At 68.9% G+C, this 25,104-nt stretch carries 29 protein-coding genes and 1 tRNA gene; 21 read left to right on the top strand and 9 right to left on the bottom strand.

Annotated features, from left to right (window positions below; genetic code table 11):
- Window positions 1–63 precede the first annotated feature (63 nt).
- The 5 genes from ACWH49_RS15135 (at window position 64) to ACWH49_RS15115 (ending at window position 3,161) form a co-directional block, all read left to right on the top strand.
- The gene (locus ACWH49_RS15135) at window positions 64–354 is read left to right on the top strand and encodes a BufA1 family periplasmic bufferin-type metallophore (protein ID WP_056461362.1); all 291 of its coding nucleotides are present in this window, start codon (window positions 64–66) and stop codon (window positions 352–354) included.
- Between the two features lie 17 nt (window positions 355–371).
- Complete coding sequence (gene bufB / locus ACWH49_RS15130) at window positions 372–1,220, top strand: MNIO family bufferin maturase (protein ID WP_448172196.1); 849 nt, start codon at window positions 372–374, stop codon at window positions 1,218–1,220.
- Window positions 1,217–1,987 (top strand): HvfC/BufC family peptide modification chaperone, encoded by a 771-nt coding sequence (locus ACWH49_RS15125; protein WP_448172195.1) that lies wholly within the window; start codon window positions 1,217–1,219, stop codon window positions 1,985–1,987. The genes bufB and ACWH49_RS15125 overlap by 4 nt, the downstream gene beginning before the upstream one ends.
- Window positions 1,984–2,469, top strand: a complete 486-nt coding sequence (locus ACWH49_RS15120; RefSeq protein ID WP_448172194.1) for a DoxX family protein — start codon at window positions 1,984–1,986, stop codon at window positions 2,467–2,469. The genes ACWH49_RS15125 and ACWH49_RS15120 overlap by 4 nt, the downstream gene beginning before the upstream one ends.
- A 134-nt stretch (window positions 2,470–2,603) precedes the next feature.
- Window positions 2,604–3,161: a hypothetical protein gene (locus ACWH49_RS15115; protein ID WP_448172193.1), complete on the top strand. Its 558-nt coding sequence runs from the start codon at window positions 2,604–2,606 to the stop codon at window positions 3,159–3,161.
- 20 nt (window positions 3,162–3,181) lie between these two features.
- Here the strand turns inward: ACWH49_RS15115 and ACWH49_RS15110 are convergent, their stop codons facing one another.
- On the bottom strand, window positions 3,182–4,021 hold the full coding sequence (locus ACWH49_RS15110) for an IclR family transcriptional regulator (protein ID WP_448172192.1): 840 nt from the start codon (window positions 4,019–4,021) through the stop codon (window positions 3,182–3,184).
- A gap of 110 nt (window positions 4,022–4,131) precedes the next feature.
- Between ACWH49_RS15110 and ACWH49_RS15105 the strand changes: the two genes are divergently transcribed.
- The 5 genes from ACWH49_RS15105 to fahA are packed head-to-tail and all read left to right on the top strand — an operon-like array spanning window position 4,132 to window position 9,606.
- Window positions 4,132–5,091 carry an MBL fold metallo-hydrolase gene (locus tag ACWH49_RS15105; protein ID WP_448172191.1) on the top strand — a complete coding sequence of 320 codons (960 nt, stop codon included), beginning with the start codon at window positions 4,132–4,134 and terminating at the stop codon, window positions 5,089–5,091.
- A 4-nt stretch (window positions 5,092–5,095) separates the two neighbouring features.
- Entirely contained in the window at window positions 5,096–6,775 is a 1,680-nt protein-coding gene (locus ACWH49_RS15100) for an FAD-dependent oxidoreductase (RefSeq protein ID WP_448172190.1), read from the top strand.
- Window positions 6,776–6,786: 11 nt separating this feature from the next.
- Window positions 6,787–6,993 carry a DUF2783 domain-containing protein gene (locus tag ACWH49_RS15095; RefSeq protein ID WP_448172189.1) on the top strand — a complete coding sequence of 69 codons (207 nt, stop codon included), beginning with the start codon at window positions 6,787–6,789 and terminating at the stop codon, window positions 6,991–6,993.
- A 4-nt stretch (window positions 6,994–6,997) separates the two neighbouring features.
- Complete coding sequence (gene hmgA, locus ACWH49_RS15090; RefSeq protein WP_448172188.1) at window positions 6,998–8,293, top strand: homogentisate 1,2-dioxygenase; 1,296 nt, start codon at window positions 6,998–7,000, stop codon at window positions 8,291–8,293.
- Entirely contained in the window at window positions 8,290–9,606 is a 1,317-nt protein-coding gene (fahA, locus tag ACWH49_RS15085) for a fumarylacetoacetase (RefSeq protein WP_448172187.1), read from the top strand. The genes hmgA and fahA overlap by 4 nt, the downstream gene beginning before the upstream one ends.
- An 8-nt stretch (window positions 9,607–9,614) precedes the next feature.
- Here fahA and ACWH49_RS15080 read toward each other — a convergent pair whose 3' ends face one another.
- The gene (locus ACWH49_RS15080; RefSeq protein WP_448172186.1) at window positions 9,615–10,229 is read right to left on the bottom strand and encodes a LysE family transporter; all 615 of its coding nucleotides are present in this window, start codon (window positions 10,227–10,229) and stop codon (window positions 9,615–9,617) included.
- A 96-nt stretch (window positions 10,230–10,325) separates the two neighbouring features.
- On the opposite strand from ACWH49_RS15080, the gene ACWH49_RS15075 reads away from it, so the two are divergent.
- Both ACWH49_RS15075 and miaB read left to right on the top strand, forming a co-directional pair.
- Window positions 10,326–10,715: a hypothetical protein gene (locus ACWH49_RS15075; protein ID WP_448172185.1), complete on the top strand. Its 390-nt coding sequence runs from the start codon at window positions 10,326–10,328 to the stop codon at window positions 10,713–10,715.
- Window positions 10,716–10,747: 32 nt separating this feature from the next.
- The gene (gene miaB, locus ACWH49_RS15070; RefSeq protein WP_448174356.1) at window positions 10,748–12,055 is read left to right on the top strand and encodes a tRNA (N6-isopentenyl adenosine(37)-C2)-methylthiotransferase MiaB; all 1,308 of its coding nucleotides are present in this window, start codon (window positions 10,748–10,750) and stop codon (window positions 12,053–12,055) included.
- A gap of 18 nt (window positions 12,056–12,073) precedes the next feature.
- On the opposite strand, the gene ACWH49_RS15065 is transcribed toward miaB, so the two are convergent.
- Complete coding sequence (locus tag ACWH49_RS15065) at window positions 12,074–12,355, bottom strand: hypothetical protein (RefSeq protein ID WP_448172184.1); 282 nt, start codon at window positions 12,353–12,355, stop codon at window positions 12,074–12,076.
- A gap of 68 nt (window positions 12,356–12,423) precedes the next feature.
- On the opposite strand from ACWH49_RS15065, the gene hemA reads away from it, so the two are divergent.
- From hemA to ACWH49_RS15035, 6 genes are all read left to right on the top strand, one after another.
- Complete coding sequence (hemA, locus tag ACWH49_RS15060) at window positions 12,424–13,710, top strand: glutamyl-tRNA reductase (protein ID WP_448172183.1); 1,287 nt, start codon at window positions 12,424–12,426, stop codon at window positions 13,708–13,710.
- 76 nt (window positions 13,711–13,786) lie between these two features.
- Window positions 13,787–14,872 carry a peptide chain release factor 1 gene (gene prfA, locus ACWH49_RS15055; protein ID WP_448172182.1) on the top strand — a complete coding sequence of 362 codons (1,086 nt, stop codon included), beginning with the start codon at window positions 13,787–13,789 and terminating at the stop codon, window positions 14,870–14,872.
- Window positions 14,869–15,711 carry a peptide chain release factor N(5)-glutamine methyltransferase gene (gene prmC, locus ACWH49_RS15050; RefSeq protein WP_448172181.1) on the top strand — a complete coding sequence of 281 codons (843 nt, stop codon included), beginning with the start codon at window positions 14,869–14,871 and terminating at the stop codon, window positions 15,709–15,711. The genes prfA and prmC overlap by 4 nt, the downstream gene beginning before the upstream one ends.
- Window positions 15,712–15,815: 104 nt before the next feature.
- Window positions 15,816–16,430, top strand: coding sequence for a hypothetical protein (locus tag ACWH49_RS15045; protein WP_448172180.1), 615 nt, complete (start codon window positions 15,816–15,818; stop codon window positions 16,428–16,430).
- 112 nt (window positions 16,431–16,542) lie between these two features.
- Window positions 16,543–16,863: a Grx4 family monothiol glutaredoxin gene (grxD, locus tag ACWH49_RS15040; protein ID WP_448172179.1), complete on the top strand. Its 321-nt coding sequence runs from the start codon at window positions 16,543–16,545 to the stop codon at window positions 16,861–16,863.
- Window positions 16,860–17,435 (top strand): UbiX family flavin prenyltransferase, encoded by a 576-nt coding sequence (locus ACWH49_RS15035; protein ID WP_448172178.1) that lies wholly within the window; start codon window positions 16,860–16,862, stop codon window positions 17,433–17,435. Before grxD ends, ACWH49_RS15035 begins: the two co-directional genes overlap by 4 nt.
- A gap of 4 nt (window positions 17,436–17,439) precedes the next feature.
- Here the strand turns inward: ACWH49_RS15035 and ACWH49_RS15030 are convergent, their stop codons facing one another.
- Complete coding sequence (locus tag ACWH49_RS15030) at window positions 17,440–18,090, bottom strand: lytic transglycosylase domain-containing protein (protein WP_056461307.1); 651 nt, start codon at window positions 18,088–18,090, stop codon at window positions 17,440–17,442.
- The gene (locus ACWH49_RS15025) at window positions 18,087–19,832 is read right to left on the bottom strand and encodes a proline--tRNA ligase (RefSeq protein WP_448172177.1); all 1,746 of its coding nucleotides are present in this window, start codon (window positions 19,830–19,832) and stop codon (window positions 18,087–18,089) included. The genes ACWH49_RS15030 and ACWH49_RS15025 overlap by 4 nt, the downstream gene beginning before the upstream one ends.
- 167 nt (window positions 19,833–19,999) lie before the next feature.
- On the opposite strand from ACWH49_RS15025, the gene ACWH49_RS15020 reads away from it, so the two are divergent.
- Window positions 20,000–20,611 carry an RNA pyrophosphohydrolase gene (locus ACWH49_RS15020; protein WP_448174355.1) on the top strand — a complete coding sequence of 204 codons (612 nt, stop codon included), beginning with the start codon at window positions 20,000–20,002 and terminating at the stop codon, window positions 20,609–20,611.
- Between the two features lie 13 nt (window positions 20,612–20,624).
- Here ACWH49_RS15020 and proB read toward each other — a convergent pair whose 3' ends face one another.
- From proB to rplU, 4 genes are all read right to left on the bottom strand, one after another.
- A complete protein-coding gene (gene proB, locus ACWH49_RS15015) occupies window positions 20,625–21,743 on the bottom strand; it encodes a glutamate 5-kinase (RefSeq protein WP_448172176.1) in 1,119 nt (372 codons plus the stop codon).
- Entirely contained in the window at window positions 21,740–22,813 is a 1,074-nt protein-coding gene (gene cgtA / locus ACWH49_RS15010; RefSeq protein WP_448172175.1) for an Obg family GTPase CgtA, read from the bottom strand. Before cgtA ends, proB begins: the two co-directional genes overlap by 4 nt.
- Window positions 22,814–22,919: 106 nt before the next feature.
- Window positions 22,920–23,177, bottom strand: coding sequence for a 50S ribosomal protein L27 (rpmA, locus tag ACWH49_RS15005; RefSeq protein WP_056461291.1), 258 nt, complete (start codon window positions 23,175–23,177; stop codon window positions 22,920–22,922).
- A gap of 14 nt (window positions 23,178–23,191) precedes the next feature.
- The gene (gene rplU, locus ACWH49_RS15000; protein WP_056461288.1) at window positions 23,192–23,503 is read right to left on the bottom strand and encodes a 50S ribosomal protein L21; all 312 of its coding nucleotides are present in this window, start codon (window positions 23,501–23,503) and stop codon (window positions 23,192–23,194) included.
- Window positions 23,504–23,743: 240 nt separating this feature from the next.
- Between rplU and ispB the strand changes: the two genes are divergently transcribed.
- Both ispB and ACWH49_RS14990 read left to right on the top strand, forming a co-directional pair.
- A complete protein-coding gene (gene ispB / locus ACWH49_RS14995) occupies window positions 23,744–24,685 on the top strand; it encodes an octaprenyl diphosphate synthase (RefSeq protein WP_448172174.1) in 942 nt (313 codons plus the stop codon).
- 41 nt (window positions 24,686–24,726) lie between these two features.
- A tRNA-Pro gene (locus tag ACWH49_RS14990) sits at window positions 24,727–24,803 on the top strand.
- Window positions 24,804–25,104 lie beyond the last annotated feature (301 nt).

The raw sequence follows: 25,104 nt of genomic DNA, 5'->3' as shown, positions 1-25,104 counted from the left end.
TTCGAACGAGTTAGTGGCGAGCGTGCCGTCGGGCGCGTTCCCCATCAACCACCGGAGCTTCACATGAACCGTTCGATCGCCATCACCGCCTTCACCCTGTCCGCACTCGCCGCCGGCGCCGCCATGGCGCAGGACAGCAAGCCCATGGCCGACAAGATGGCCGCCAGCATGGAGAAGTGCTACGGCGTATCGCTCGCGGGCAAGAACGACTGCAAGGCCGGCGCCGGCACCACTTGCGCGGGCACGTCGAAGATGGACTACCAGGGCAACGCCTGGAAGAACGTGCCGGCCGGCACCTGCACGACGATGAAGACGCCGAAGGGCACCGGCTCGCTGACCGAGATCAAGTCCTGACCCACCGGGCTGCGGGCATGACCTCGCCCCTGCTTGCGGGCCTCGGGTTCAAGCCCGAGCACGTCGACGAGGCACTCGGGTGCACGGCCGCAGGCCTGTGGTTCGAGGTGCATGCGGAGAACTACCTCGTGCCCGGTGGGCCGCGCCTGCGGGTGCTGGACGCCCTCCGCGCGGCGCATCCGCTGTCGCTGCACGGCGTGTCGCTGTCGCTCGCCGGCGCGGCACCGCTCGACACGTCGCACCTGGCGCGGCTGGCCGCGCTGGTGCGGCGCGTCGAGCCGGCGCTGGTGTCGGAGCACCTGGCGTGGTCCGCCTGGGACGGCATGCACCTGCCGGACCTCCTCCCTTTCCCGCGCAGCGACGAGGCACTGCGCCGCATCGCGTCGCACATCGACCAGCTGCAGTCGGCGCTCGGCCGGACGATCGCGATCGAGAACCCGTCGCACTATCTGCGCATCGACGGCCACGCGTGGGACGAGATCGGCTTTCTGCGCGAACTGGTGCGGCGCACCGGCTGCACGCTGCTGCTCGACGTCAACAACGTGTTCGTCTCGGCGCGCAACCTCGGCTTCGAGGCCCGCACCTACCTCGACGCGTTCCCGGCCGACAGCATCGTCGAGGTCCACCTCGCCGGTCACACGGCGGACGCCGTGCACGGTGAGGCGCTGCTGATCGACTCGCACGACGCGCCGGTCGCTCCCGACGTGTGGCGCCTCTACCGGCACCTGATCGAGCGCATCGGCACCCGACCGACGCTGATCGAACGGGACGGCAACCTGCCCGCGTTCGAGGTGCTGCTGGCCGAAGGCGCGCAGGCCGCCGCCGAGCTGAGGCGCCGCGCCGAACCGTGCGGATGCGCGCCGTGAGCGGGTCGTCTCTTGCGGCGTTCCAGGCCGGCTTCGTCGCGTCGCTGTTCGACCCGCTCGCGTCGTCGGCGCTCGCCGCGCAACCGGCGTTCGCGGTCTACCGCAACACCATGATGAGCGGCTGCATCGATGCGCTGCAGGCCAACTTTCCGAGCGTGGCGCGGCTGGTCGGCAGCGACTGGTTCCGCGCCGCCGCGGCGACCTGCGTCCGGACCGACCCACCGCACGATGGCCGGCTGCTGATGTACGGCGAACGCTTCGCGGACTTCCTCGCCGGGTTCGAGCCGGCGCGCGAACTGCCCTATTTGCCCGGCGTCGCCCGTCTCGACCGGCTCTGGATCGAAGCGCACACCGCCGCGGACGCGAACGCGGTCGAGGCGGCCTGGCTCGCGCAACTGTCGCCCGAGCAGCTCGGCGCGACACGACTCGGGCCGCACCCGGCCGCGCGCTGGTGCCACGTCGCCGACCTGCCGGTCTATTCGATCTGGTCGACCAGCCGACAAGGCATCGATCCGCCCGCCGCATTCGTCTGGCAAGGCGAAGGTGCGCTGCTGACGCGCCCGGCAGCCGACGTGCAGTGGCAGCCGCTCGAGGCCAGCGGCTGCGTCTTCCTCGACGCCTGTGCGGACGGGCAGACGCTGGCCGAGGCGGCCAGCGCGGCACTCGGCCACGCGCCCGAGCTCGACATCGCGGCCCTGCTTTCACAACTCCTGTCGGCCGGCGCGTTGACCTTCGGCCCGACCCCTGCCAACGGAAACCACCCATGAACCCATCGACCACGGCCACCGCCACGACGTTCGCGAACGCGCCCCGCGGCCTGCGCGGACGCTGGAACAGCCTCGCGGAAGGACTCTCGCGCCGGATCGGCCACGACCTGCTGGCGTTCGCCTGCCGCCTGGCGACCGCGGCGATCTTCTTCCTGTCCGGCCGCACCAAGGTCGAGGGGCTGCTGACCATCACCGCCAGCACTTACGAGCTGTTCCGCACCGAGTACCGGCTGCCGCTCGTGCCGCCGGAGATCGCGGCGCACCTGGCCACGTATGCCGAGCACCTGTTCCCGATCCTGCTCGTGCTGGGACTACTGACGCGGCTCTCGGCGCTGGCGCTGCTCGGCATGACGCTGACGATCCAGTTGTTCGTGTACCCGGATGCGTGGCCGACGCACCTGTCATGGGCCGCATTGCTGCTGTACCTGACCGGGCGCGGCGCCGGCAGGTGGTCGGCCGACCGGGCACTGCGGATCGCGTGATGTCGGCCCGCTGACGGCCGGCGTCGGACGCGTCCTGCAATTCATCGCGCCTTCGACTTGCACCCCGGCGCCTCGCGGGCGGGCAGGATGGCGCATCGCCGTCGCGCTGCACGGCCCACTTTCCCGGAGCTGCCATGAACCTCGACCCGACCTACACCGACGACAGCGACGCGTCCGCCAATGTGCCCACCAGCGCGGCCGAGGCCGTCAGCGACATCGTCAACGAGTATCCGCTGGCGGCCGTGTTGACTTCGGCCGCGATCGGTGCCGGACTCATCGCGTTGATCTCGATGGCGGCGCGCGACGACCGTCCTTCCGCCCCCAGCGTGCTGCGCACGGTCCCGCGCTCGACCCGCGAGAGCGCCGGCGACGCCCTGGACGAACTGCGCGCGCAGATCAGCGAACTCGGCCGCAAGCTGAGCTCGGCGCTGCCGTCCCCGAAGGAGGCGCGTCGCACCACCAACGACGTGGCGGAGAAGGCGAGCGAAGCCTGGAGCACCGTGCGCGAGCAGGCCCAGGCGGCCCTCGATCAGGTCGGGCCGAAGATCAGCGCGGCGGCGGACATCGCCCGCGCCAATCCGCTGTGGGTATCGGTCGTGATGGGCGCCATCGGCGCGTTGCTCGGCTCGCAGTTGCTCGGTCGGAGCGGTTCGACGGACGACGTCGCCGCGAAGATGGGCAGCGCGGGTTGACCGCGCGGCGCCTACGCTGATCAGGCCTGCGCGGCCAGCCCCGCGGCGCCCAGCCGCTGCGAGACCGCATCCGCCGCGACGCGCAATGCGCGCGCGGGTGCGCCATCCCACGCGGTGTCGAAGACGCCGGCGGGCCCGATCGCCGTGATCGACAGCACCATCGCACCGGTGTGGTCGAACACCGGCGCCGCCATCGCGTTGATCCCCGGCACGACCTCCCCGACCGACCTCGACAGCCCGTGCGCGCGTACCTCGGCGAGCTGCTGCTCGAACGCGGCCCACCCCGGCACTGGCGCGGGCGGCGGCATGCCGGCCACCACCAGCGCGGGCTGCAACTTGAGGCCTCTGCGCTCCTGCTCGAGCGCGGCACGCGCCTGCGCCGGCGGCTGGTAGGCCGCAAACAGCCGGCCCGAGGCCGTGTTGGCCAGCGAGAACACGGTGCCGTGCCGCATGTTCACGTGCACTGCCGCGGGCGATTCGGCCAGGCGCACGATCGTCGCGCCCCGCGTGCCCCAGACGGCGAGCGCCACGGTGTGACCGAGTTGCAGCGCCAGTTCGCCGATCAGCGGCGTCGCGACCTGCACCGGGTTGGCCTGCTGCAGGCTGATCAGGCCGAGCTGCAACGCGAGCGGCCCGAGGAAGTACATGCCGCTCTCGTCGTCCTGCGCGATCAGGCCGATCCGCGCGAAGCTGACGAGGTACGGGTGGGCCTTCGCCGGCGCCATGCCGGCCTCGCGCGCCAGGTCCTTCAGCGCCATCGGCCGGCCGTGGTGGGCCAGCGCGATCAGCACCTGACCGCCGACCTCGATGCTCTGGATGCCGCGCTGCGCGCGGTCGATCTTGTCAGCGCTCTCGTCCATCTTCCGATCGCCTCGAATCAGTTCATCACAAATCGCATTAGACATCATCTAACGATCCCACTAGACTCGGATTTTCGCCAAGACACCCCGCCGTTGCCGCAGGAGACCCGATGAGCCAGCCGAAAAAGTTCGCCAGTCAAGCCGACCTCGAGGAGAAGAAGGTCACCTTCGAGCAGCTCTCCGAGCACGCCTGGGCCTATACCGCCGAAGGCGATCCGAACACCGGCATCATCGTCGGCGACGACGCGGTGCTGGTCGCCGACACGCAGGCCACCCCCGCGATGGCCGCCGACGTGATCCGCCGGATCCGCGAGGTCACCGACAAGCCGATCAAGTACGTCGTGCTGACCCACTACCACGCAGTGCGGGTGCTCGGCGCCTCGGCCTACGGCGCGCAGCAGATCCTGGCCAGCCAGGACACCTACGACCTGATCGTCGAGCGCGGCGAGCAGGACAAGGCCAGCGAGATCGGCCGCTTCCCGCGCCTGTTCAGCAACGTCGAGACCGTGCCGCCCGGCATGACCTGGCCGACGATGACCTTCACCGGCAAGCTGACGCTGTGGCTCGGCAAGCTGGAAGTGCAGTTGCTGCAGTTGGGCCGTGGCCACACCAAGGGCGACACCGTCGTCTGGCTGCCGCAGGAGCGCACGCTGCTCAGCGGCGACTTGGTCGAGTTCGACGCCACGCCCTACGCCGGCGACGCATATTTCAACGACTGGCCGAAGACGCTCGAGAACGTCGCGGCGCTGAAGCCGCTCGCGCTCGTGCCCGGCCGGGGCCCGGCGTTGAAGGGCGAGGCCCAGGTGCAGGCCGGCCTGTCGAGCACGGCCGGCTTCATCGCCGACGTGCGCGCCAGCGTGCAGGCCGGCGTCGCCGCGGGCAAGGACCTGAACGCGGTCTACAAGGAGACGTTCGCGAAGTTGAAGCCGAAGTACGGCCACTGGGTCATCTTCGACCACTGCATGCCGTTCGACGTGACCCGCTGCTACGACGAGGTCACCAAGTACCCCGACCCGCGCATCTGGACCGCCGAGCGCGACATCGAGATGTGGCACGCGCTGGAAAGCTGATGCCATGCAGTCCGTGGCGGAGGTCGATTTCCAGTCGCTGCGCTTCGAACCGACGCGCCACGCCGACCAGCATGCGGCCGAGCCGCCGCGCCATCCGGTCGTCGTCGTCGGCGCCGGGCCGGTCGGCCTGACGCTCGCGATCGACCTGGCGCAGCGCGGCGTGCCCGTCGTGCTGCTCGACAACGACAACACGCTGTCGACCGGATCGCGCGCGATCTGCTTCGCCAAGCGCACGCTGGAGATCTTCGACCGGCTCGGTTGCGGTCAGCGCATGGTCGACAAGGGCGTGTCGTGGAACGTCGGCAAGGTGTTCTTCCGCGACGCGCAGGTCTACCAGTTCGACCTGCTCGCCGAGCCGGGGCACGAGCGGCCGGCGTTCATCAACCTGCAGCAGTACTACGTCGAGGGCTACCTCGCGCAGCGCGCGGCCGAACTGCCGCTGATCGACCTGCGCTGGAAGCACAAGGTCGCCGGGATCGAGCAGCACGCCGACCACGCGCTGCTGACGATCGAGACGCCGGACGGTCCGTACCGCCTGCGCGCCGACCACGTCGTCGCCTGCGACGGCAGTCGATCGACGCTGCGCGAACTGACCGGCCAGCAGAGCACCGGCCGCGTGTTTCGCGACCGCTTCCTGATCGCCGACGTGAAGATGAAACTGGACCGCCCGGCCGAGCGCTGGTTCTGGTTTGACCCGGTTTTCCATCCGAAGCAGAGCGTGTTGCTGCACATGCAGCCCGACGGCGTCTGGCGCATCGACTTCCAGCTCGGCTGGGACGCCGACCCGGAGGTCGAGAAGCGACCCGAGAGCATCATCCCGCGGGTCAAGGCCCTGCTGGGCGACGACGTTCAGTTCGAACTCGAATGGGCCAGCGTCTACACGTTCGCCTGCACGCGCATGGCGCACTTTCGCGTCGGCCGCGTGCTGTTCGCCGGCGACGCCGCGCACGGCGTCTCGCCGTTCGGCGCGCGGGGCGCGAACTCGGGCGTGCAGGACGCGGACAACCTCGCGTGGAAGCTCGCGCTGGTGCTCGATGGCCGGGCCGGCGACGCACTGCTCGACAGCTACGCCCGCGAACGCGAGGATGCCGCCGACGAGAACATCCTGAACTCGACCCGCGCCACCGACTTCATCACGCCGAAGAGCGAGATCAGCCGCCTGTTCCGCGACGCAGTGCTCGACCTGTCACGCGAGCATCCGTTCGCGCGCACGCTGGTCAACAGCGGCCGGCTCTCGGTGCCGGCCACGCTCGACCGGTCGCCGCTGAACACGCCCGACTCCGCGCATTTCGAAGGCCGCATGCGGCCGGGCGCGTCCGCGGTCGACGCGCCGGTCATCTGCGCCGAAGACCGCGCGAGCTGGCTGCTGCGCGAACTCGGCGACGGCTTCACCGCGCTGGTCTACGGCGACGCGTTGGCCGGCCGCCTGGCCACGGCGCTTGCGCAGGCCGCCGAAGGCCTCGCGCCGCTGCGCGTCGTGCACATCCGCCCGTGCGAGGCGGCGGCCCACGCCGAGGTGGCGCACAGCCTGGTCGACCACGACGGCTTCGTCGCCGAGCGCTACGACATGCTGCCCGGCACCGTCTACCTGCTGCGGCCCGATCAGCATGTCTGCGCACGCTGGCGCCAGCCCTCGCCCGAGGCGCTGCGCACCGCGTTGCAGCGGGCCCTCGCGATCCACTGAAAGCGTCTCCGATGCCCCTGATCACCGCCCCGCACCTGAGCGCACCGGACGACTTCTACGAGGCGCTGATCGACGCGCACCGCGACCTGTCGCCGGCCGACAGCCACGCGCTGAACGCGCGCCTCGTGCTCCTGCTCGCCAACCATGTCGGCGATGTCGACGTGCTGCGCGAGGCCCTGCGCGCCGCGCGCGACAGCGCCGCCCCTTCGAGGACCTGAACCCATGAGCGAATCGACCCTGCGGTACCTGACCGGCTTCGGCAACGAGCACGCGACCGAGGCGGTGCCCGGCGCGCTGCCGCAGGGTCGCAACAGCCCGCAGCGCGCGCCGTTCGCGCTGTACCCGGAACTGCTGTCGGGCACCGCGTTCACGGCGCCGCGGCACGAGAACCGGCGCACCTGGATGTACCGGCGCCAGCCGTCGGTCGTCGCCGGCCGCTACGAACCCATCGAGCACGCGTTCTGGCGCAGCGGCGGCGATCCGCGGACCGCGCTCGCGCCGGAGCCGATGCGCTGGGCGCCGCTGCCGATCGAGACGGTCGATGCCGACTTCATCGACGGCATGCGCACGCTCGCCGGCAACGGCGATGTCGAGGCGCAGACCGGGCTGTCCGTTCACGTCTACCTGGCAACGCGCTCGATGGACCGGCGCGCGTTCGTCAATGCCGACGGCGAGATGCTGGTCGTGCCGCAGCAGGGACGCCTCGTCATCACGACCGAGATGGGCGTGCTCGACGTGAAGCCGGGCGAGATCGCGCTGCTGCCGCGCGGCGTCGCGTTCAAGGTCGCGCTGCCCGATGGCCCGTCGCGTGGTTACGTCTGCGAGAACCATGGCGCACACTTCCGGCTGCCCGAGCTCGGCCCGATCGGCTCGAACGGGCTGGCGAACGCGCGCGACTTCCAGGCACCCGTCGCGGCGTTCGAGACCGCCGCCGGCGACTACGAAGTGATCAAGAAATTCGGCGCCCGGCTGTGGCGCGCGCCGATGAAGCAGACGCCGTTCAACGTCGTCGCCTGGCATGGCAATCTGGCGCCGGTGAAGTACGACACCGCGAACTTCATGACGATCGGCTCGATCAGCTTCGACCATCCCGACCCGTCGATCTTCACGGTGCTGACCTCGCCGAGCGATACGCCCGGCACCGCCAACTGCGATTTCGTGATCTTCCCGCCGCGCTGGCTCGTGATGGAGGACACCTTCCGCCCGCCCTGGTACCACCGCAACCTGATGAGCGAATTCATGGGCCTGGTCTACGGCCAGTACGACGCCAAGCCCGAGGGCTTCAAGCCCGGCGGCGCGAGCCTGCACAACTGCATGGTGCCGCACGGCCCGGACGAAGAGGCCTTCGAGCGCGCCAGCAACGCGCCGCTGGCGCCGCACAAGCTTGACCACACGCTGGCGTTCATGTTCGAGAGCCGGTACAAGTTCATTCCGACCGAGTTCGCGCTCACGAGCCCGCAACTCGAAGCCAACTACGCCGACTGCTGGGCCGGATTGAAGGATCAGTTCACGCCATGAATCTACTCAACGCCACCCACGATCCCGCGCTGCAGAGCTGGGTCGCCTCCGCCAACGGGGCGGGCTGCGACTTCCCGATCCAGAACCTGCCCTTCGGGCGCTTCCGGCGCATCAACACGACCGAGCCGTGGCGCATCGGCGTCGCGATCGGCGACCACCTGCTCGACCTGAGGCTCGCCGCCGACGCGGTCACGTGGAGCCCGGAGGTGCAGGTGATGATGGCGTCGCTCGCACTCGGCGACCTGCCCATCGTGATGGCACGCAACGCGGCGGCGCGCAGTGCGCTGCGGGCCGAGCTGTCCGCCGCGCTCGCCGCCGGCAGCCCGCATCGGGAGGCGCTCGACCGCGCCCTGCTGCCGCTGACCGAGGCGCAGATGACGCTGCCCTGCACGATCGGCGACTACACCGATTTCTACACCGGCATCCATCACGCGACCGCGGTCGGCAAGCTGTTCCGCCCCGACAACCCGCTGCTTCCCAATTACCAGTGGGTCCCGATCGGCTACCACGGCCGCGCGTCGTCGATCGGGGTCAGCGGCCAGCAGTTCCCGCGGCCACTGGGCCAGACCAAGGGCGAGGCCGCCACGCCGGCATTCGGCCCGAGCCAGCGCATCGACTACGAGCTCGAACTGGGCATCTTCGTCGGACCCGGCAATGCGCTCGGCGAGCCGGTGGCGATCGCCGATGCCGAGGATCACCTGTTCGGCGTCTGCCTGCTGAACGACTGGTCGGCGCGCGACTTGCAGGCCTGGGAGTACCAGCCGCTCGGCCCGTTCCTGGCGAAGAACTTCGCGACCACGATCTCGCCGTGGATCGTGACGATGGAGGCGCTGGCGCCGTACCGTGCGGCGTTCACGCGGCCCGCCGGCGATCCGCAGCCGCTGCCCTACCTCGACTCACCGTTCAACCGCGAACACGGCGCCCTCGACATGACGCTGGAAGCGTGGCTGCAGACCGCCGCGATGAAGGAGGCCGGCGTGGCCGCCGTGCGTCTGTCGCAATCGTCCGTCCGCGAAGCCGCCTACTGGACCTTCGCGCAGCTGCTGGCCCACCACACTGTGAACGGCTGCAACCTGCAATCGGGCGACCTGCTCGGCTCGGGCACCCTCTCCGGTCCCGCGGCCGACCAGGGCGGCTCGCTGCTCGAGCTGTCGATGGGCGGCAAGCAACACATCACGCTGCCGAACGGCGAGACGCGCACCTTCCTGCAGGACGGCGACACCGTGACGCTGCGCGGCTATTGCGCCCGGGCAGGCGCCGCGCGGATCGGCCTCGGCGAGGTCAGCGGCACGGTGCTCAGCGCCGTGGGCTGAAGGTCCGATCAGCGGGACAGCGCCAGCTTGACGCCGAAACCGATCAGGAACACGCCCGCGACCTTCTGCAGTGCATTCGAGATCGCCGGGCTGGCGCGCAGCCGCTCGGCGAGCCGGTGCGTCAGCAGCACGACGATCAGGCCGTAGAGGAAGGTCAGCGCTGCGATCGTCGCCGCCATCACGCCGAAGGTCAGCAGGCCCTGGTGGCGCGCCGGGTCGACGAACAGCGGGAAGAACGCCATGTAGAACACGATCGCCTTCGGGTTCAGCAGCGTGATCACGAAGGACTGCTTGAAGAAATGGTGCGGCTTGATGTTCAGCACCGGCTTGTCGCCGGCCTTGGCCAGCAGCATGCGCAGGCCCAGCCAGGCCAGGTACGCCGCGCCCAGCCACTGCACCGCGTTGAAGGCCGGCGGCCACGCGGTGAGCAGCGCGGCCACACCGGCCACGGCCATCCACATCAGCACCTGGTCGCCGGTGATCAGCCCGAAGATCGAAGCGAAGCCGCCGCGCAGGCCGCCCTTGCCGGTCGACGTGATCAGCGCCAGGTTGCCCGGGCCAGGGATCATCAGGAACACGATCACGGCGATGACGAACGACGGGTAGTCAGCGATGCCGAACATGGGAACTCCGGGTGTGCAGTGCGTGGCGGGCCTGCATGGTACGCGCGGCAGGGCGACCGGTAAAATGCGCAGCTTCGCCACTCCGACAGCCACTGGATGAACACCATGTACCGCTGTGCCCTCGCGGTCGCCGTCGCCGCCGGCATCGTCGCGCCGGCCGCCGCGCAGACTCGTTCCTTCCCGCAGAACACCTTGCGCGGCACCATCGCCTTCGCCGAGGACGGCACGATCGCGCTGAACGGCCGCGCGACCACGCTCTCGCCCGGCTCGCGCGTGCGCGACGAGCAGAACATGATCGTGCTGCCGGCCGGGCTGGTCGGCACGAAGCGCCTGGTGCACTACACGCTCGACATCGGCGGTGGCCAGGTGCGTGACGTCTGGATCCTGCGGCCCGACGAGGCGGCGATCCGCCCCTGGCCGGCGACGCTCGAACAGGCCAACACCTGGACCTTCGACCCGACGACGATGACCTGGACCAAGCCGTGAAGAAGGTCTTCATCAAAACGTTCGGCTGCCAGATGAACGAGTACGACTCGGACAAGATGGCCGACGTGCTGCACGCCGCGCAGGGCTACGAACCGACCAGCGATGTCGACGAGGCCGACCTGATCCTGTTCAATACCTGCTCGGTGCGCGAGAAGGCGCAGGAGAAGGTGTTCAGCGACCTGGGGCGCGTCAAGCACCTGAAAGCCAAGGGCGTGCTGATCGGCGTCGGGGGCTGCGTGGCGAGCCAGGAAGGCGAGGCGATCATCGCGCGTGCGCCGTATGTCGACGTGGTGTTCGGCCCGCAGACGCTGCACCGCCTGCCCGAGATGCTGAACCAGCGCGCCAAGCAGATGCGCCCGCAGGTCGACATCAGCTTCCCCGAAATCGAGAAGTTCGACCACCTGCCGCCGGCGCGGGTCGATGGCGCGACCGCGTACGTCTCGATCATGGAGGGCTGCTCCAAGTACTGCAGCTACTGCGTCGTGCCGTACACGCGCGGCGAGGAGGTATCGCGCCCGTTCGACGACGTGCTCGCCGAAGTGGCCGGCCTGGCCGCCCAGGGCGTCAAGGAAGTGACGCTGCTCGGCCAGAACGTCAACGCCTACCGCGGTGCGATGGGCACGACGGCCGAGATCGCCGACTTCGCACTGCTGATCGAGTACGTGGCCGAGATCCCCGGCATCGAGCGCATCCGTTACACCACCAGCCACCCGAACGAGTTCACGCAGCGGCTGATCGACGTCTACGCCCGGGTGCCGCAGCTGGTGAACCACCTGCACCTGCCGGTGCAGCACGGCAGCGACCGCATCCTGATGGCGATGAAGCGCGGCTACACCGCCATGGAATACAAGAGCACGGTGCGCAAGCTGCGCGCGGTGCGGCCCGGCATCTCGATGTCGAGCGATTTCATCATCGGCTTTCCCGGCGAAACCGAGGCGGACTTCTCGGCGATGATGAAGTTGATCGACGACATCGGCTTCGACGACAGCTTCAGCTTCGTGTTCAGCCCGCGCCCCGGCACGCCGGCGGCCAACCTGGCCGACGAGACGCCGCAGGTCGAGAAGATGAAGCGGCTGCATGTGCTGCAGAAGGCGATCACCGCCAGCGCCTTCGCGATCAGCCAATCGCGGCTGGGCACGGTGCAGCGGCTGCTGGTCGAGGGCCCGTCGCGCAAGGACCCGAACGAGCTCGCCGGCCGCACCGAATGCAACCGCATGGTGAACTTCAAGGGCCCCCCGCGGCTGATCGGCCAGATGGTCGACGTGACGATCACCGAAGCCAATTCGCACTCGCTGCGGGGCGAGGTGCTGCAGCGCCAGGCGCAGGCGCTGCCGGCCTGAACGGCACGCGGTCGAGCTTCAGCGCCGCAGCGGGCCGAAGCCGACCAGCCACAGCATCAGCCCGCAAGCGGCGACCATCGCGGCGTAGGTCGCCATCTTGCCGTCATGGCCGAACACCACCAGCCCGGCGACGAGCACCAGCGCGCAGCCGCCCGAGGCCCACAACGCCAGGCGCTGCCAGCTGGCCGCCTTGAGCTCGCGCCGCCACAGCAATTTGGCGAGCCCGGCCGCGGTCAGCCCGACGCCGACGGCGGGCGCGAAGAAGTTCAACAGGTGCCAGACGGCGTCGATCGGGCCCAAGCGGTGCCTTTCCGGTGGCTTGACGGCGCGCAAACACGCGCGCCGGGCGCGGATTTTATAATTCGGACATGAGCGTCTTCGCCCTCGGCCTGAACCACACCACCGCGCCTGTCGATCTGCGCGGCCGGTTCGCGTTTTCGGCCGAGCAGCTGGCGCCCACCCTGCGCGGCTTCCGCGAGCGGCTGCAGCGCGCCAGCGAGGTCGCAATCGTCTCGACGTGCAACCGCACCGAGCTCTATGTCGGCGCCAATCGCGGGCTGGTGACGCCGGCGGTCGACTGGCTGGCCGGCGTCGGCGGCGTCTCGCCGCAGACCTTGCGCGAGCACGCCTACGTGCTCGAAGGCGGCGCCGCGGCGCGGCACGCGTTCCGCGTGGCCAGCGGCCTCGATTCGATGGTGCTGGGCGAGCCGCAGATCCTCGGCCAGCTGAAGCAGGCGGTGCGCGAGGCCGAGACCGCCGGCACGCTCGGCGGCTCGCTGCACCAGATGTTCCAGCGCTCCTTCGCCGTCGCGAAGGAGGTGCGCAGCTCCACCGAGATCGGTTCGCATTCGATCAGCATGGCCGCCGCGGCGGTCCGCCTCGCCGCTCAGCTGTTCGAGGACCTGCGCGAGAACAAAGTGCTGTTCGTCGGCGCCGGCGAGATGATCGACCTGGTCGCGACGCACTTCGCGGCGCGGCACCCGCGCGCGATGGCCGTCGCGAACCGCACGCTCGAACGCGGCGAGAAGCTGGCCGGCCGCTTCGGCGCCGAGGCCATGCGGCTGGCCGACCTGCCGTCCCGCCTGGCCGAGTTCGACATCGTGATCTCGTGCACCGCGAGCACGCTGCCGATCATCGGCCTGGGTGCCGTCGAGCGCGCGCTCAAGCAGCGCAAGCACCGGCCGATCTTCATGGTCGACCTGGCGGTGCCGCGCGACATCGAGCCCGAGGTGGCGCGGCTGTCGGACGTCTACCTCTACACCGTCGACGACCTGTCGACGCTGGTCCAGTCCGCCGGCGAGAAGCGCCAGGCCGCCGTCGAGCAGGCCGAGGCGATCATCGAGACCGGCGTCCAGAGCTTCGTGCACTGGCTGGACCAGCGCGGCTCGGTCCCGTTGATCCAGGCCCTGCAGACCCAGGCCGACGACTGGCGTGCGACCGAGATCGCGCGCGCCCGCAAGATGCTCGCGAAGGGCGACAACGTCGAGGCCGTGCTCGAAGCACTGTCGCGCGGCCTGACGCAGAAGATGCTGCACGGCACGATGGCCGAGTTGAACGCTGCCGCCGATGGCGACCAGCGCGCGCAGTTGGCGCAGACGGTATCGCGGCTGTTCCTGCGGCAAAGCGCGCGTCCGCCCGTCGACGATCAGCGTTAGCGGCGCTCGCGCCGCCGCTGCCGCGCGCCCTCTCCGGGCGCGCTGCGACTCCGCTGATTTCCCAGTCGACGCCCGCATGAAAGATTCCCTCCGCCACCAGTTCGAGCGCCTCGCGCTGCGGCTGGCCGAACTCGACGCCACCCTCGCCGACCCGAGCGTCGCGAGCGACATGAAGCGCTACCGCGCGCTGTCGCGCGAGCATGCCGAGGTCGCGGGCCTGGTGGCGCGCTACCGCCGATACGAGCAGCGCGAGCGTGACCTGGGCGACGCGCAGCAGATGCTCGACGATCCCGACATGGCCGAGCTCGCGCAGCAGGAGATCGCCGAGGCGCGCGCCGATGTCGAGCGGCTCGACCTGGAGTTGCAGACCGCACTGCTGCCGCGCGACCCGGACGACGCGCGCAACGCCTTCGTCGAGATCCGCGCGGGCACCGGCGGGGACGAATCGGCGCTGTTCGCCGGCGACCTGGCGCGCATGTACCTGCGCCACTGCGAGCGCCGCGGCTGGAAATCGGAGTTGATGAGCGAGAGCGTCAGCGACCTCGGCGGCTACAAGGAAGTGGTGATCCGGGTCGAGGGCGACGACGTGTATGCGCGGCTGAAGTTCGAGTCCGGAGGCCACCGCGTGCAGCGCGTGCCGGTCACCGAGACGCAGGGCCGCATCCACACCAGCGCCTGCACCGTCGCCGTGCTGCCCGAGCCTGACGAGGCGGAGGAGGTCACGCTGAACCCGGCCGAGCTGCGCATCGACACGTTCAGGGCCAGTGGTGCCGGCGGCCAGCACGTCAACAAGACCGACAGCGCGATCCGCATCACCCACCTGCCGACCGGCATCGTCGCCGAATGCCAGGACGACCGCTCGCAGCACCGCAACAAGGCCAAGGCGATGGCGGTGCTGACGGCGCGGCTGCGCGACAAGGACCGCAACGAGCGCGCCGCGAAGGAGGCCGCGACCCGCAAGGGCCTGATCGGCAGCGGCGACCGCAGCGACCGCATCCGCACCTACAACTTCCCGCAGGGGCGTTTCACCGACCATCGGATCAACCTGACGCTGTACAAGCTGCAGCTGATCCTCGATGGCGACCTGGACGATGTGACTGCGGCGCTGCAGGCCGCACAGGCCGCCGAGCAGCTGGCGGCGCTCGAAAGCGGCGACGCATGACGACGGTCGCCAGCGCGCTGCACGAGGCGAGGATTGCCGGCGTCGAGCGGCTGGATGCGCAATTGCTGCTGGCGCATGTGCTCGCGCGGCCGCGCGCCTGGTTGTACGCGCATGACGACGCCGCAATCGACGCCGCACAGGCGCTCACGTGGCGCGGACTGCTGGCCCGCAGGGCGGCCGGCGAGCCGGTCGCGTACCTGATCGGCCGCAAGGAATTCCACGGGCTGACGTTGCAGGTCGACAAGCGCGTGCTGGTGCCGCGGCCGGAGACGGAGCTGCTGGTCGACTGGGCGCTCGATCGCCTGACCGACGCGGCGACGTCGCATCCGCGCGTCGTCGACCTCGGCACGGGCAGCGGGGCCGTCGCGCTCGCGGTCAAGGCGGCGTGGCCGCAGGCGGACGTGCTCGCGACCGACGTGTCCGAGGACGCGCTCGCGGTCGCGCGCGCCAATGCCGACGCGCTGGGCCTGCCGCTCGCCACCTGCAGCGGCGCCTGGTGGGACGCGCTCGACGGCGAGCGCTTCGATCTTGTGCTGAGCAACCCGCCCTACATCGCCGGCGGCGACCCGCACCTGCCCGCGCTGCGCCACGAGCCGGCGCTCGCGCTGACGCCCGGCGGCGACGGGCTGGACGCATTGCGGATCATCGTCGCCGGCGCCGCGGTGCACCTGCGCGCCGGCGGCTGGCTGCTGCTCGAGCACGGCTATGACCAGGCGGACGCGGTCCAGGCGCTGCTGCGCGAACACGGCTTCGATGGCATCGAAACCCGGTGCGACCTGGCCGGGCAACCGCGCTGCACCGGCGGCCGAAAGCTCGCCGCGACAGAACGCACGGGTTGACCCGTCGCTTTTTCGGGCGATCGCTACCCGAGCGCCGGGCATCGGCGTACGATGAAGCTGCCGCTGAGGCCGGTGGCCGTTCCTGTCGTCGAAAGGAGCCCGCAATGCGCCAGTTCGTGTGGATGTTCGCCGGGGCGTTCGCTCTGGTCTCGACCGCCGCGCTCGCGGCCGACCCCGCGCCGTACGCCGGCGTCGACTCGCTCTCATGGTCGCGATGGCAAGGCCGCCTGTCCCTGGGGACGCCCGCCACTCCCTGGCGCCTTGGCGCCGACAGCCCCAACGCCAAGCTCGGCAGCGCCAGCCTGATGGGCGACTACTACTTCAGCCGCTCGCTCGTCGGCGCCCGCCAGCTCGGCGGCTTCCGCGCCACCAGCGGGCTGATCGTCGGCCCGCGCTCGCTTCTCGGCAGCGCACAAGGCGGGTTCGCCAGCGGCAACGCCTTCAGCATCGGCAGCCGTTCGATCGGCCTTGCGCCGGCGCCGCTTGCGGGCGATCCGGCCGCGGAGACGACGACGGCGCCCTACCTCGGTGTCGGCTACACGAATCTGTCGGTGCGCAACGGCTGGAGCTTCAACGCCGACCTGGGGCTGGTGGCCCAGGGCAGCGGCAGCGGCGCGCGACTCGGCCGGGGCCTGACCGGCGGCCAGAGCCTGGACGACGCGGTGCGCGAGATGCGGATGACGCCGCTGTTGCAACTCGGCGTCTCGTACGCGTTCTGAACCCCGTCGGCGCGGCGGGGGCATGCGCGCCGCCACGGCCGCCGGAGGGCGGTTTGCCGTATAACCTCGCCTGTCTGTCCCCCTCTTCTTCCTGCTTGCGAGCCCGATCATCATGAGTGACGTCCAACAACGCATCGACGACATCGTCAAAGGCAACCGCGTGGTGCTTTTCATGAAGGGCACCGCGCAGTTCCCGCAATGCGGCTTTTCCGGCCGGGCCGTGCAGGTGCTGAAGGCCTGCGGCGTCGGCGCGACCGAGCTGAAGACCGTCAACGTGCTCGAGGACGAGGGCATCCGCCAGGGCATCAAGGACTACGCGCAGTGGCCGACCATCCCGCAGCTCTACGTCAACGGTGAATTCGTCGGCGGCTCGGACATCATGATGGAGATGTACCAGGCCGGCGAACTGCAACCGCTGCTGTCGCCGGCTTGAACCCGGCGCCGCGCGCGCGCGTCGTCGTCGGCATCACCGGCGCGACCGGCGCGGTCTACGCGCAGCGCCTGTTGCTGCGCCTGAAGGTCTGCGGGGCGGAAACGCACCTGGTCGTCAGCCCGGCCGGCGTGCTGAACGCGCACCACGAACTCGGCCTGGATCGTCGGGCGCTCGAAGCGCTCGCCGATCACTCCTACAACCCGGCCGACATCGGTGCCGCGATCGCCAGCGGCTCGTTCGCGACCGACGCGATGGTGATTGCGCCGTGCTCGATGCGCACGCTCGCGGCCGTGGCCCACGGCCTCTCGGACAACCTGCTGACCCGCGCCGCCGACGTGGTGCTGAAGGAGCGTCGCCGCCTGGTGCTGATGGTGCGCGAGACGCCGTTCAACCTGGCGCACCTGCGCAACATGACGGCGGTGACGGAGATGGGCGGCGTGATTTTCCCGCCGCTGCCGGCCTTCTATCACCGGCCGCAGAGCATCGACGAGATGGTCGACGACACCGTCGAGCGGGTGCTGGCGCTGCTCGGCATCACCGGCGCAGTGCCGAGGGTCTGGTCCGGTCTCTAGCCCATCACGCCACGGCCGGCTTGTAAAGCCACTGGCGCTGGGACGCGAACACGGCGTCCGGGTACTCGGCCCGGCCGCGGCTGCCGTTGTAGCGGCCGAGCGCCATGAACAGGTCGCCGCGCTCGCGGTCGAGGTAGTGGCGCAGGATCACGCAGCCGAAGCGCAGGTTGGTCTGCATGTGGAACAGCCGCGCCGGGTCGCCGTCTCCGATCAGCTTGGCCCAGAACGGCATGACTTGCGTATAGCCCCGCGCGCCGGCGCTGCTGATGGCATAGCGGCGGAAGCCGCTTTCCACCTGGATCAGCCCGAGAAGCAACGCCGGCTCCAGACCGGCGCGGGTGCTCTCGTACCACGCTGTCTGCAGAAACTCGACACGGCGCAGGTGCTCCGACTCGCGCCGCTTCAAGCGGTTGCTCATCTCGCCGAGCCAGCGCAGGTAGGCCAGGCGCGCATCCATCGTGTCGAACTGCGGCCTGGGCGGCGCGGCGTCGGCAACGGCCGCGGCGAGCGCCGAGCGCACCGCGTTCGCGAGCGGTTCTTCGACCTGCGCACCGGCGAACGCGCGCGTCGGCCACAACGCGGCCAGCGGACTCCCGATCGCGGCGGCGGCGAGGCTGCGCCGCGCTCTCCCGAGCCGGGAGAGGGGCTCGCTCATGCCGTGAGCTTGGCCTTCAAGGAAGGCAGCAGATCGGCGATGGCGATGGCGGTGGCCTGCGCGTCGCGCCGGCCCTGGTACTCGGCCTTGCCGTCCTTCAATCCGCGGTCGGAGAGCACCACGCGGTGTGGCACGCCGATCAGTTCCCAGTCGGCGAACATCGCCCCGGGACGCTCGCCACGGTCGTCGAGCATCACGTCGATGCCGGCGGCTTCGAGTTCGTCGTGCAGGCGATCGGCCGCGGCCTTCACCTCGGCCGAGCGGTCGTAGCCGATCGGACACACGACGACCGTGAACGGCGCGATCGCCGCCGGCCAGACGATGCCGCGCTCGTCGTGGTTCTGCTCGATCGCGGCGCCCAGGATGCGCGTGACGCCGATGCCGTAGCAGCCCATCTGCATCAGCTGCGGCTTGCCGGCTTCGTCGAGGTAGGTCGCATTCATCTTCTCGCTGTAGAACGAGCCCAGCAGGAACACGTGGCCGACCTCGATGCCGCGCTGGATGGCGAGCACGCCCCGGCCGTCGGGCGACGGATCGCCGACGACGACGTTGCGGATGTCGGCCACCATGTCAGGCTCGGGCAGGTCGCGGCCCCAGTTGACGCCGGTGTAGTGGAAGTCGGCGAGGTTCGCGCCGCAGATGAAATCGCTCATCTGCGCGACGGTGCGGTCAGCGACGATGCGGACCGGCTGCGCGATGCCGATCGGCCCGAGGTAGCCGGGCTTGCAGCCGAAGTGCGCGTCGATCTCGGCAGCGGTCGCAAAGCGGAAGCCCTTGTCGAGCCCCGGCACCTTGCTGGCCTTGATCTCGTTCAGCGCGTGGTCGCCGCGCACCAGCAGCAGCCAGACGGTGGTCTCGAGCACGTCGCCGGCGTCGCTGGTCTTGTCGGTCGCGAGCACGAGCGATTTCACGGTCGACTGCAGCGCAACGCCGAGCAGTTCGGCCACGTCTTCGCAGGTGGCCTTTCCGGGCGTGGGCGTCTTGGTCAGCGGGGCCGACGCGGCGCCGCGTGGGGCGGCCGGCGCGACGGCCTCGGCGAGTTCGATGTTGGCGGCGTAGTCGGAGGTGGGGCAATAGATGATCGCGTCTTCACCAGTCTCGGCGATGACCTGGAACTCGTGCGAGCGCACACCGCCGATCGAGCCGTTGTCCGCCGCGACCGCGCGGAACGTGAGGCCCATGCGTTCGAAGATGCGCGTGTAGGCCGCGAACATCTGGTCGTAGCTGCGGCTGGCCGACTCGACGTCGCGATCGAACGAGTACGCATCCTTCATCGTGAACTCGCGCCCGCGCATCACGCCGAACCGCGGCCGGCGCTCGTCCCGGAACTTGGTCTGGATGTGATAGAAATTCTTCGGCAGCGCGCGGTAGCTTCGCAGCTCCTGGCGCGCGATGTCGGTGATGACCTCTTCGCTGGTCGGCTGGATCACGAAGTCGCGGTCGTGGCGGTCCTTCAGGCGCAACAGTTCGGCGCCGTACTTCTGGAACCGGCCGCTCTCCTGCCACAGCTCGGCAGGCTGCACGACAGGCATCAGCAACTCGACGCCGCCGGCCCGGTCCATCTCCTCGCGAATGATCGCCTCGACCTTGCGGATGACACGCAGGCCCATCGGCATGTAGTTGTAGATGCCGGCGCCGAGCCGCTTGATGAAGCCCGCGCGCATCATCAATCGATGGCTCGCCACTTCAGCGTCGGCGGGCGCTTCTTTCAGCGTCGAGATGAAGAAACGGGATGCTTTCATGCGGCGGGCCGATTGGTCGTGTTGAACGGGTTGATGCGAGCGCGACTGGAGCCGGCGCGGTGCGCGTCGGGCCACGCAGCGAGGCGCGGCTGCTGCGGGAAACCGCAGGGGTTGAATCCCGTCACGCCGGTGTAATAATGAATTCAACGAATGAATTGGGGTTGATTATGCTCGACCGTGAAGGGTTCAGACCCAACGTCGGCATCGTCCTGCTGAACCAAAGAAACCAGGTGTTCTGGGGCAAGCGCATCCGAACCCATTCCTGGCAGTTCCCGCAAGGGGGCATCAAGTACGGCGAGACGCCCGAGCAGGCGATGTACCGCGAGCTCCACGAAGAAGTGGGCCTCGTTCCCGAGCATGTGCGGATCGTCGCGCGCACGCGCGACTGGCTGCGCTACGAGGTGCCGGATCACTTCATCCGCCGCGACGCCCGGGGCCACTACCGCGGGCAAAAGCAGATCTGGTTCCTGCTCCAGCTGGTGGGTCGTGACAGCGACATGAACCTGCGCGCCACCGACCACCCGGAGTTCGACGCGTGGCGCTGGAACGAGTACTGGGTGCCGCTCGATCTGGTGATCGAGTTCAAGCGCGATGTCTACCAGATGGCGTTGACCGAACTCGCGCGCTTCCTGCCGCGTGGCACGCACCACAACCGCTATCTGCGCTCGGGCATGCGGCCACACCATCGCGACGAGTCGCCGATGCCGCAGCTGGTGCAGGCGCCAACGGCGAACGAGCCGATCGCCACGCCATCGACGGTCAGCAAGCTGCCCGAGTGATCCGCCGGGTCCGCTACGCCAGGACCAGGTTGTCGCGGTGGATGAGTTCGGGCTCGGCGGTGTAGCCGAGCAGCTTCTCGAATTCGCTCGACGGCCGGCGCGCGATCAGTCGCGCTTCGCTGCTGCCGTAGTTGGCGAGCCCACGCGCGAGTTCGACACCGTCCGGGCCGCGCACCGCGATCACGTCGCCGCGATGGAATTCGCCCTGCACTTCGGTCACGCCGATCGGCAACAGGCTCTTGCCCTCATCGCGCACCTTGTGCGCGGCACCCGCATCGACGAGCACCGCGCCCCGCAGCTGCAGGTGGTCGACCATCCACTGCTTGCGCGCAGCGAGCTTTTGCGTCGGCGCGATCAGCGCGGTGCCGATGGCCTCGCCGTCGACCAGCCGCACCAGCACGTCGCTCTCGCGGCCGTACGCGATCACGGTACTGGCGCCGCTGCTGGCAGCCCGCTTGGCCGCGAGGATCTTGGTGAGCATGCCGCCCCGGCCGATGCTGGAACCCGAGCCGCCCGCCATGTGCTCGAGTTCCGGCGTTCCGGCACGCGCTTCGTCGATGAAGCGCGCGTTCGGATCCTTGCGCGGATCGGCTGAATAGAGGCCGCGCTGATCGGTCAGGATCACCAATGCATCGGCGTCGACGAGGTTGGCGACCAGCGCCCCGAGCGTGTCGTTGTCGCCGAACTTGATCTCGTCGACCACGACGGTGTCGTTCTCGTTGATGACCGGGATGACGCGGTGGTTCAGCAGCGTCAGCAGCGTCGAGCGCGCGTTCAGGTAGCGCTCCCGATCGGCGAGGTCCGCGTGCGTCAGCAGCACCTGGGCGCTGCCCATGCCGTACTCGCGCAGCTTCGATTCGTAGATTTGTGCGAGGCCCATCTGGCCGACCGCGGCCGCAGCCTGCAGTTCGTGCACTTCCTTGGGCCGCACCGACCAGCCCAGGCGCTTCATGCCCTCGGCGATCGCGCCGCTCGACACCATCACGACCTCGCGCCCCTGCCCGGCCAACACCGCCATCTGCCGGCACCAGTTGCCGACGGCTTCGGCATCGACACCGCGGCCCTCGTTCGTCACCAGGCTCGAGCCGACCTTGACGACTATGCGGCGCGCGTTGCGCAGCGCCGAAGTCATGACGCCGAACCGGTGGGCGCCTCGTCGAAGCGCGGGTCCGGATCGTCCGGCACGACGTTCTTCAACGTCGCCACGTGGTCGTAGATCGCACGGATCAGGGTGTCGCAGCCTTCGCGCGTCAGTGCCGATATCTGGAACACCGGGCCCTTCCACTTGAAACGCTTGACGAAGTCCTTCACGCGCTTCTCGCGTTCCTCGATCGGCACCATGTCGAGCTTGTTCAGCACCAGCCAGCGGGGCTTCTCGAAGAGCGCCTGGTCGTACTTCTTCAGCTCGGCGACGATCGCCTTGGCCTGCGCGACCGGATCGACCGCGTCGTCGAACGGTGCGAAGTCGACCAGGTGCAGCAGCAGGTGCGTGCGCTGCAGGTGGCGCAGAAACAGGTGACCGAGCCCGGCGCCTTCGGACGCGCCTTCGATCAGGCCGGGGATGTCCGCGACCACGAAGCTCTGCTCCGGCGCGACGCGCACGACGCCGAGGTTGGGGTGCAGCGTCGTGAACGGGTAGTCGGCGATCTTCGGCCGCGCATTCGAGATCGCCGTGATCAGCGACGACTTGCCCGCGTTGGGCATGCCCAGCAGCCCGACATCGGCGAGCACCTTGAGTTCGAGCTTGAGCTTCCTTTGCTCGCCGGGCCAGCCGGGCGTCTTCTGACGCGGCGCGCGGTTGGTGCTGGTCTTGAAGTGCAGATTGCCGAACCCGCCGTCGCCGCCCTTGACGATCAGCACCTTCTCGTCCGGCACCAGCAGCTCGGCGATGACCTGATCGGTCTCGGCGTCGGTGATCACGGTGCCCATCGGCATGCGCAGCACGATGTCTTCGGCGGCGGCGCCGTACTGGTCGGAGCCGCGTCCGTTCTCGCCGCGACGGGCCTCGTGGCGCCGGGCGTAGCGAAAATCGATCAGCGTGTTCAGGTTGCGATCGCCGACGGCGTAGACGCTGCCGCCGCGCCCGCCGTCACCGCCGTTCGGGCCGCCGAAGGGCAGGAACTTCTCGCGCCGAAAGCTCATGCAACCGTTGCCGCCGTCGCCGGCAACGACGTCGATGGTGGCTTCGTCAACGAATTTCATGGGTGCGTGTCCGGGTCAGCGCGCATGTTACGGCACGGTCGAAAGAACGAAGCCCCGGGGGTGCCGGGGCTTCGTCGCGTGGCCGCACCGCTCGCGCGGTCGCAGCTCAGAGTGCCTTGACGAAGACCGTCTGGCGGTTGCGCGGGCCCTTGACGGCGTAGCTCACTTCGCCATCGACCAGCGCGAACAGCGTGTGGTCCTTGCCGATACCGACATTGCTGCCGGCATGGAACTTGGTGCCGCGCTGGCGCACGATGATCGAGCCGGCCGGAACCTGCTGGCCGCCGAACACCTTCACGCCGAGCATCTTGGGTTGGGAGTCGCGGCCGTTCCGTGTGGAACCGCCGCCCTTTTTCTGTGCCATGAATCAGCTCCTTGTTAAGCGTTCACCGCACCGATTTGAATCTCGGTGTAGTTCTGGCGATGACCTTGCCGCTTCTGGTAGTGCTTGCGACGGCGCATCTTGAAGATGCGCACCTTGTCATGCCGGCCATGAGCCACGACGGTGGCCACCACGCTTGCGCCCGTTACCAAGGGAGTCCCGACCGTCAGATCGGCGCCGGCACCAATGGCCAACACCTGGTCGATCGTGATCTCTTGGCCAACATCCGCAGCAATCTGTTCTATTTTGATCTTTTCGCCGGCTGCAACCTTGTATTGCTTGCCACCGGTTTTTATGACCGCGTACATATCAGCCCTTTCTGTGTATGCCGCCGAGCCCGGTGGCCGAATGGCTTACCGAATGCAGCAGCCCCTGCAAAACGCGCAGAGCCTGTGATTCTAGCACGCCGCTACTTTTCGGGGCCATCGACCCGTTGCGCGTGACACACTTTCTATAATCGAACGTTATCCGTCGAGCCCCTCGTGCCTTCAACGCCCACCTCCACACCCGCGCCAGTCGACGCTCCCGCCGTTTCCGCCGCCGTCTTGATGGCTGCCGACATGCGCGAGGTGGACGGCGTCATCCGCGAACGCCTGGCTTCGGACGTGGTGATGATCAACCAGATCGCGCACTACATCATCAGCGCCGGCGGCAAGCGGATACGACCGCTTCTGGTGCTTCTGTTTGCGAACGCCCTGGGCTTCGGCGGGCGCGAGCGGTTCGAACTGGCTGCTACCGTGGAGTTCATCCACACCGCCACGCTGCTGCACGACGACGTGGTCGACGAATCGGCGCTGCGCCGCGGCCGCCAGACGGCGAATGCGTTGTTCGGCAACGCTGCGAGTGTGCTGGTCGGCGATTTCGTCTATTCGCGCGCCTTCCAGATGATGGTGTCGGTGAACAAGATGCGCGTGCTCGAGGTATTGGCCGACGCGACGAACGTGATCGCCGAAGGCGAAGTGCTGCAGTTGATGAACATGCACGATCCCGACCTGTCGGTCGACGACTACCTGCGAGTCATCCGTTACAAGACCGCGAAGCTGTTCGAGGCCAGCGCGCGCATCGGTGCCGTGTTGGCCGATGCGGATCGCGCCGTGGAGGAGTCCTGCGCCGCTTACGGGCGCTCGCTCGGCACCGCGTTCCAGCTGGTCGACGACCTCCTCGACTACGAAGGCGCCACGGAGCAACTCGGCAAGAACGTCGGCGATGACCTGCGTGAAGGCAAGCCCACCTTGCCCCTTCTGCTCGCCATGGAGCGGGGCAGCGCCGACGAGCGCAACCTGATCCGCCATGCGATCGAACATGGCGAGGTCGCCCGGCTGCCCGACATCGTCGAGATCGTGCGCAACACGGGGGCGCTGGCGGCAACGCGCGAAGCGGCCCGTGCCGAAGCCGACAAGGCCGCGCAGGCGCTGCAGGTGCTGCCGCCCTCGACGTACCGCGAAGCTCTGCTAGAATTGTGTTTTCGATCCGTCGAGCGCTCGTCCTGAGTCGTTCGGCGTTGGCTTCGCGACAAGCACAGCCATTGAATCGGGGTGTAGCTTAGCCTGGTAGAGCGCTACGTTCGGGACGTAGAGGCCGGAGGTTCGAATCCTCTCACCCCGACCAATTTTCCCCTCAGAAGCCTTTCCGTTGTGGCGACGCCGCGCGCGCGTCGTGCGCTTGGGCGCGCTCATTCCGATCGGGCATTCTTGAATGTTCCCGTTGCACTACGCGTGCTAATCTGTTGATTTGTTGGGCTTCTTTCCGCGCATAGCACACGGCTGTGGAACGCGTTTTGCGGCTTCAAACTGTTTCAATTGGCGGGATAAGTGCGCCAAATTGTTGGCTTTGGCTTTCCGACAGCGCGTTTACAGTCGTTGATCGATCGGGGAAGATCGTTCGTTTGAGAATCTTGGAGTGAACCAGC

The organism is Rhizobacter fulvus (assembly GCF_964020785.1).
Note: the sequence above shows the minus strand (reverse complement) of the source record. Positions and strands in the feature narration are given on the sequence as shown.

What these genes read in the sequence shown, in the direction of transcription:
- ACWH49_RS15135 (WP_056461362.1), top strand. Translation starts at nt 64, where the DNA reads ATGAACCGTTCGATCGCCATCACCGCCTTCACCCTGTCCGCACTCGCC.
- bufB (WP_448172196.1), top strand. Translation starts at nt 372, where the DNA reads ATGACCTCGCCCCTGCTTGCGGGCCTCGGGTTCAAGCCCGAGCACGTC.
- ACWH49_RS15120 (WP_448172194.1), top strand. Translation starts at nt 1,984, where the DNA reads ATGAACCCATCGACCACGGCCACCGCCACGACGTTCGCGAACGCGCCC.
- ACWH49_RS15115 (WP_448172193.1), top strand. Translation starts at nt 2,604, where the DNA reads ATGAACCTCGACCCGACCTACACCGACGACAGCGACGCGTCCGCCAAT.
- ACWH49_RS15110 (WP_448172192.1), bottom strand. Translation starts at nt 4,021, where the DNA reads ATGGACGAGAGCGCTGACAAGATCGACCGCGCGCAGCGCGGCATCCAG.
- ACWH49_RS15105 (WP_448172191.1), top strand. Translation starts at nt 4,132, where the DNA reads ATGAGCCAGCCGAAAAAGTTCGCCAGTCAAGCCGACCTCGAGGAGAAG.
- ACWH49_RS15100 (WP_448172190.1), top strand. Translation starts at nt 5,096, where the DNA reads ATGCAGTCCGTGGCGGAGGTCGATTTCCAGTCGCTGCGCTTCGAACCG.
- ACWH49_RS15095 (WP_448172189.1), top strand. Translation starts at nt 6,787, where the DNA reads ATGCCCCTGATCACCGCCCCGCACCTGAGCGCACCGGACGACTTCTAC.
- hmgA (WP_448172188.1), top strand. Translation starts at nt 6,998, where the DNA reads ATGAGCGAATCGACCCTGCGGTACCTGACCGGCTTCGGCAACGAGCAC.
- fahA (WP_448172187.1), top strand. Translation starts at nt 8,290, where the DNA reads ATGAATCTACTCAACGCCACCCACGATCCCGCGCTGCAGAGCTGGGTC.
- ACWH49_RS15080 (WP_448172186.1), bottom strand. Translation starts at nt 10,229, where the DNA reads ATGTTCGGCATCGCTGACTACCCGTCGTTCGTCATCGCCGTGATCGTG.
- ACWH49_RS15075 (WP_448172185.1), top strand. Translation starts at nt 10,326, where the DNA reads ATGAACACCATGTACCGCTGTGCCCTCGCGGTCGCCGTCGCCGCCGGC.
- miaB (WP_448174356.1), top strand. Translation starts at nt 10,748, where the DNA reads ATGAACGAGTACGACTCGGACAAGATGGCCGACGTGCTGCACGCCGCG.
- hemA (WP_448172183.1), top strand. Translation starts at nt 12,424, where the DNA reads ATGAGCGTCTTCGCCCTCGGCCTGAACCACACCACCGCGCCTGTCGAT.
- prfA (WP_448172182.1), top strand. Translation starts at nt 13,787, where the DNA reads ATGAAAGATTCCCTCCGCCACCAGTTCGAGCGCCTCGCGCTGCGGCTG.
- prmC (WP_448172181.1), top strand. Translation starts at nt 14,869, where the DNA reads ATGACGACGGTCGCCAGCGCGCTGCACGAGGCGAGGATTGCCGGCGTC.
- ACWH49_RS15045 (WP_448172180.1), top strand. Translation starts at nt 15,816, where the DNA reads ATGCGCCAGTTCGTGTGGATGTTCGCCGGGGCGTTCGCTCTGGTCTCG.
- grxD (WP_448172179.1), top strand. Translation starts at nt 16,543, where the DNA reads ATGAGTGACGTCCAACAACGCATCGACGACATCGTCAAAGGCAACCGC.
- ACWH49_RS15030 (WP_056461307.1), bottom strand. Translation starts at nt 18,090, where the DNA reads ATGAGCGAGCCCCTCTCCCGGCTCGGGAGAGCGCGGCGCAGCCTCGCC.
- ACWH49_RS15025 (WP_448172177.1), bottom strand. Translation starts at nt 19,832, where the DNA reads ATGAAAGCATCCCGTTTCTTCATCTCGACGCTGAAAGAAGCGCCCGCC.
- ACWH49_RS15020 (WP_448174355.1), top strand. Translation starts at nt 20,000, where the DNA reads ATGCTCGACCGTGAAGGGTTCAGACCCAACGTCGGCATCGTCCTGCTG.
- proB (WP_448172176.1), bottom strand. Translation starts at nt 21,743, where the DNA reads ATGACTTCGGCGCTGCGCAACGCGCGCCGCATAGTCGTCAAGGTCGGC.
- cgtA (WP_448172175.1), bottom strand. Translation starts at nt 22,813, where the DNA reads ATGAAATTCGTTGACGAAGCCACCATCGACGTCGTTGCCGGCGACGGC.
- rpmA (WP_056461291.1), bottom strand. Translation starts at nt 23,177, where the DNA reads ATGGCACAGAAAAAGGGCGGCGGTTCCACACGGAACGGCCGCGACTCC.
- rplU (WP_056461288.1), bottom strand. Translation starts at nt 23,503, where the DNA reads ATGTACGCGGTCATAAAAACCGGTGGCAAGCAATACAAGGTTGCAGCC.
- ispB (WP_448172174.1), top strand. Translation starts at nt 23,744, where the DNA reads ATGGCTGCCGACATGCGCGAGGTGGACGGCGTCATCCGCGAACGCCTG.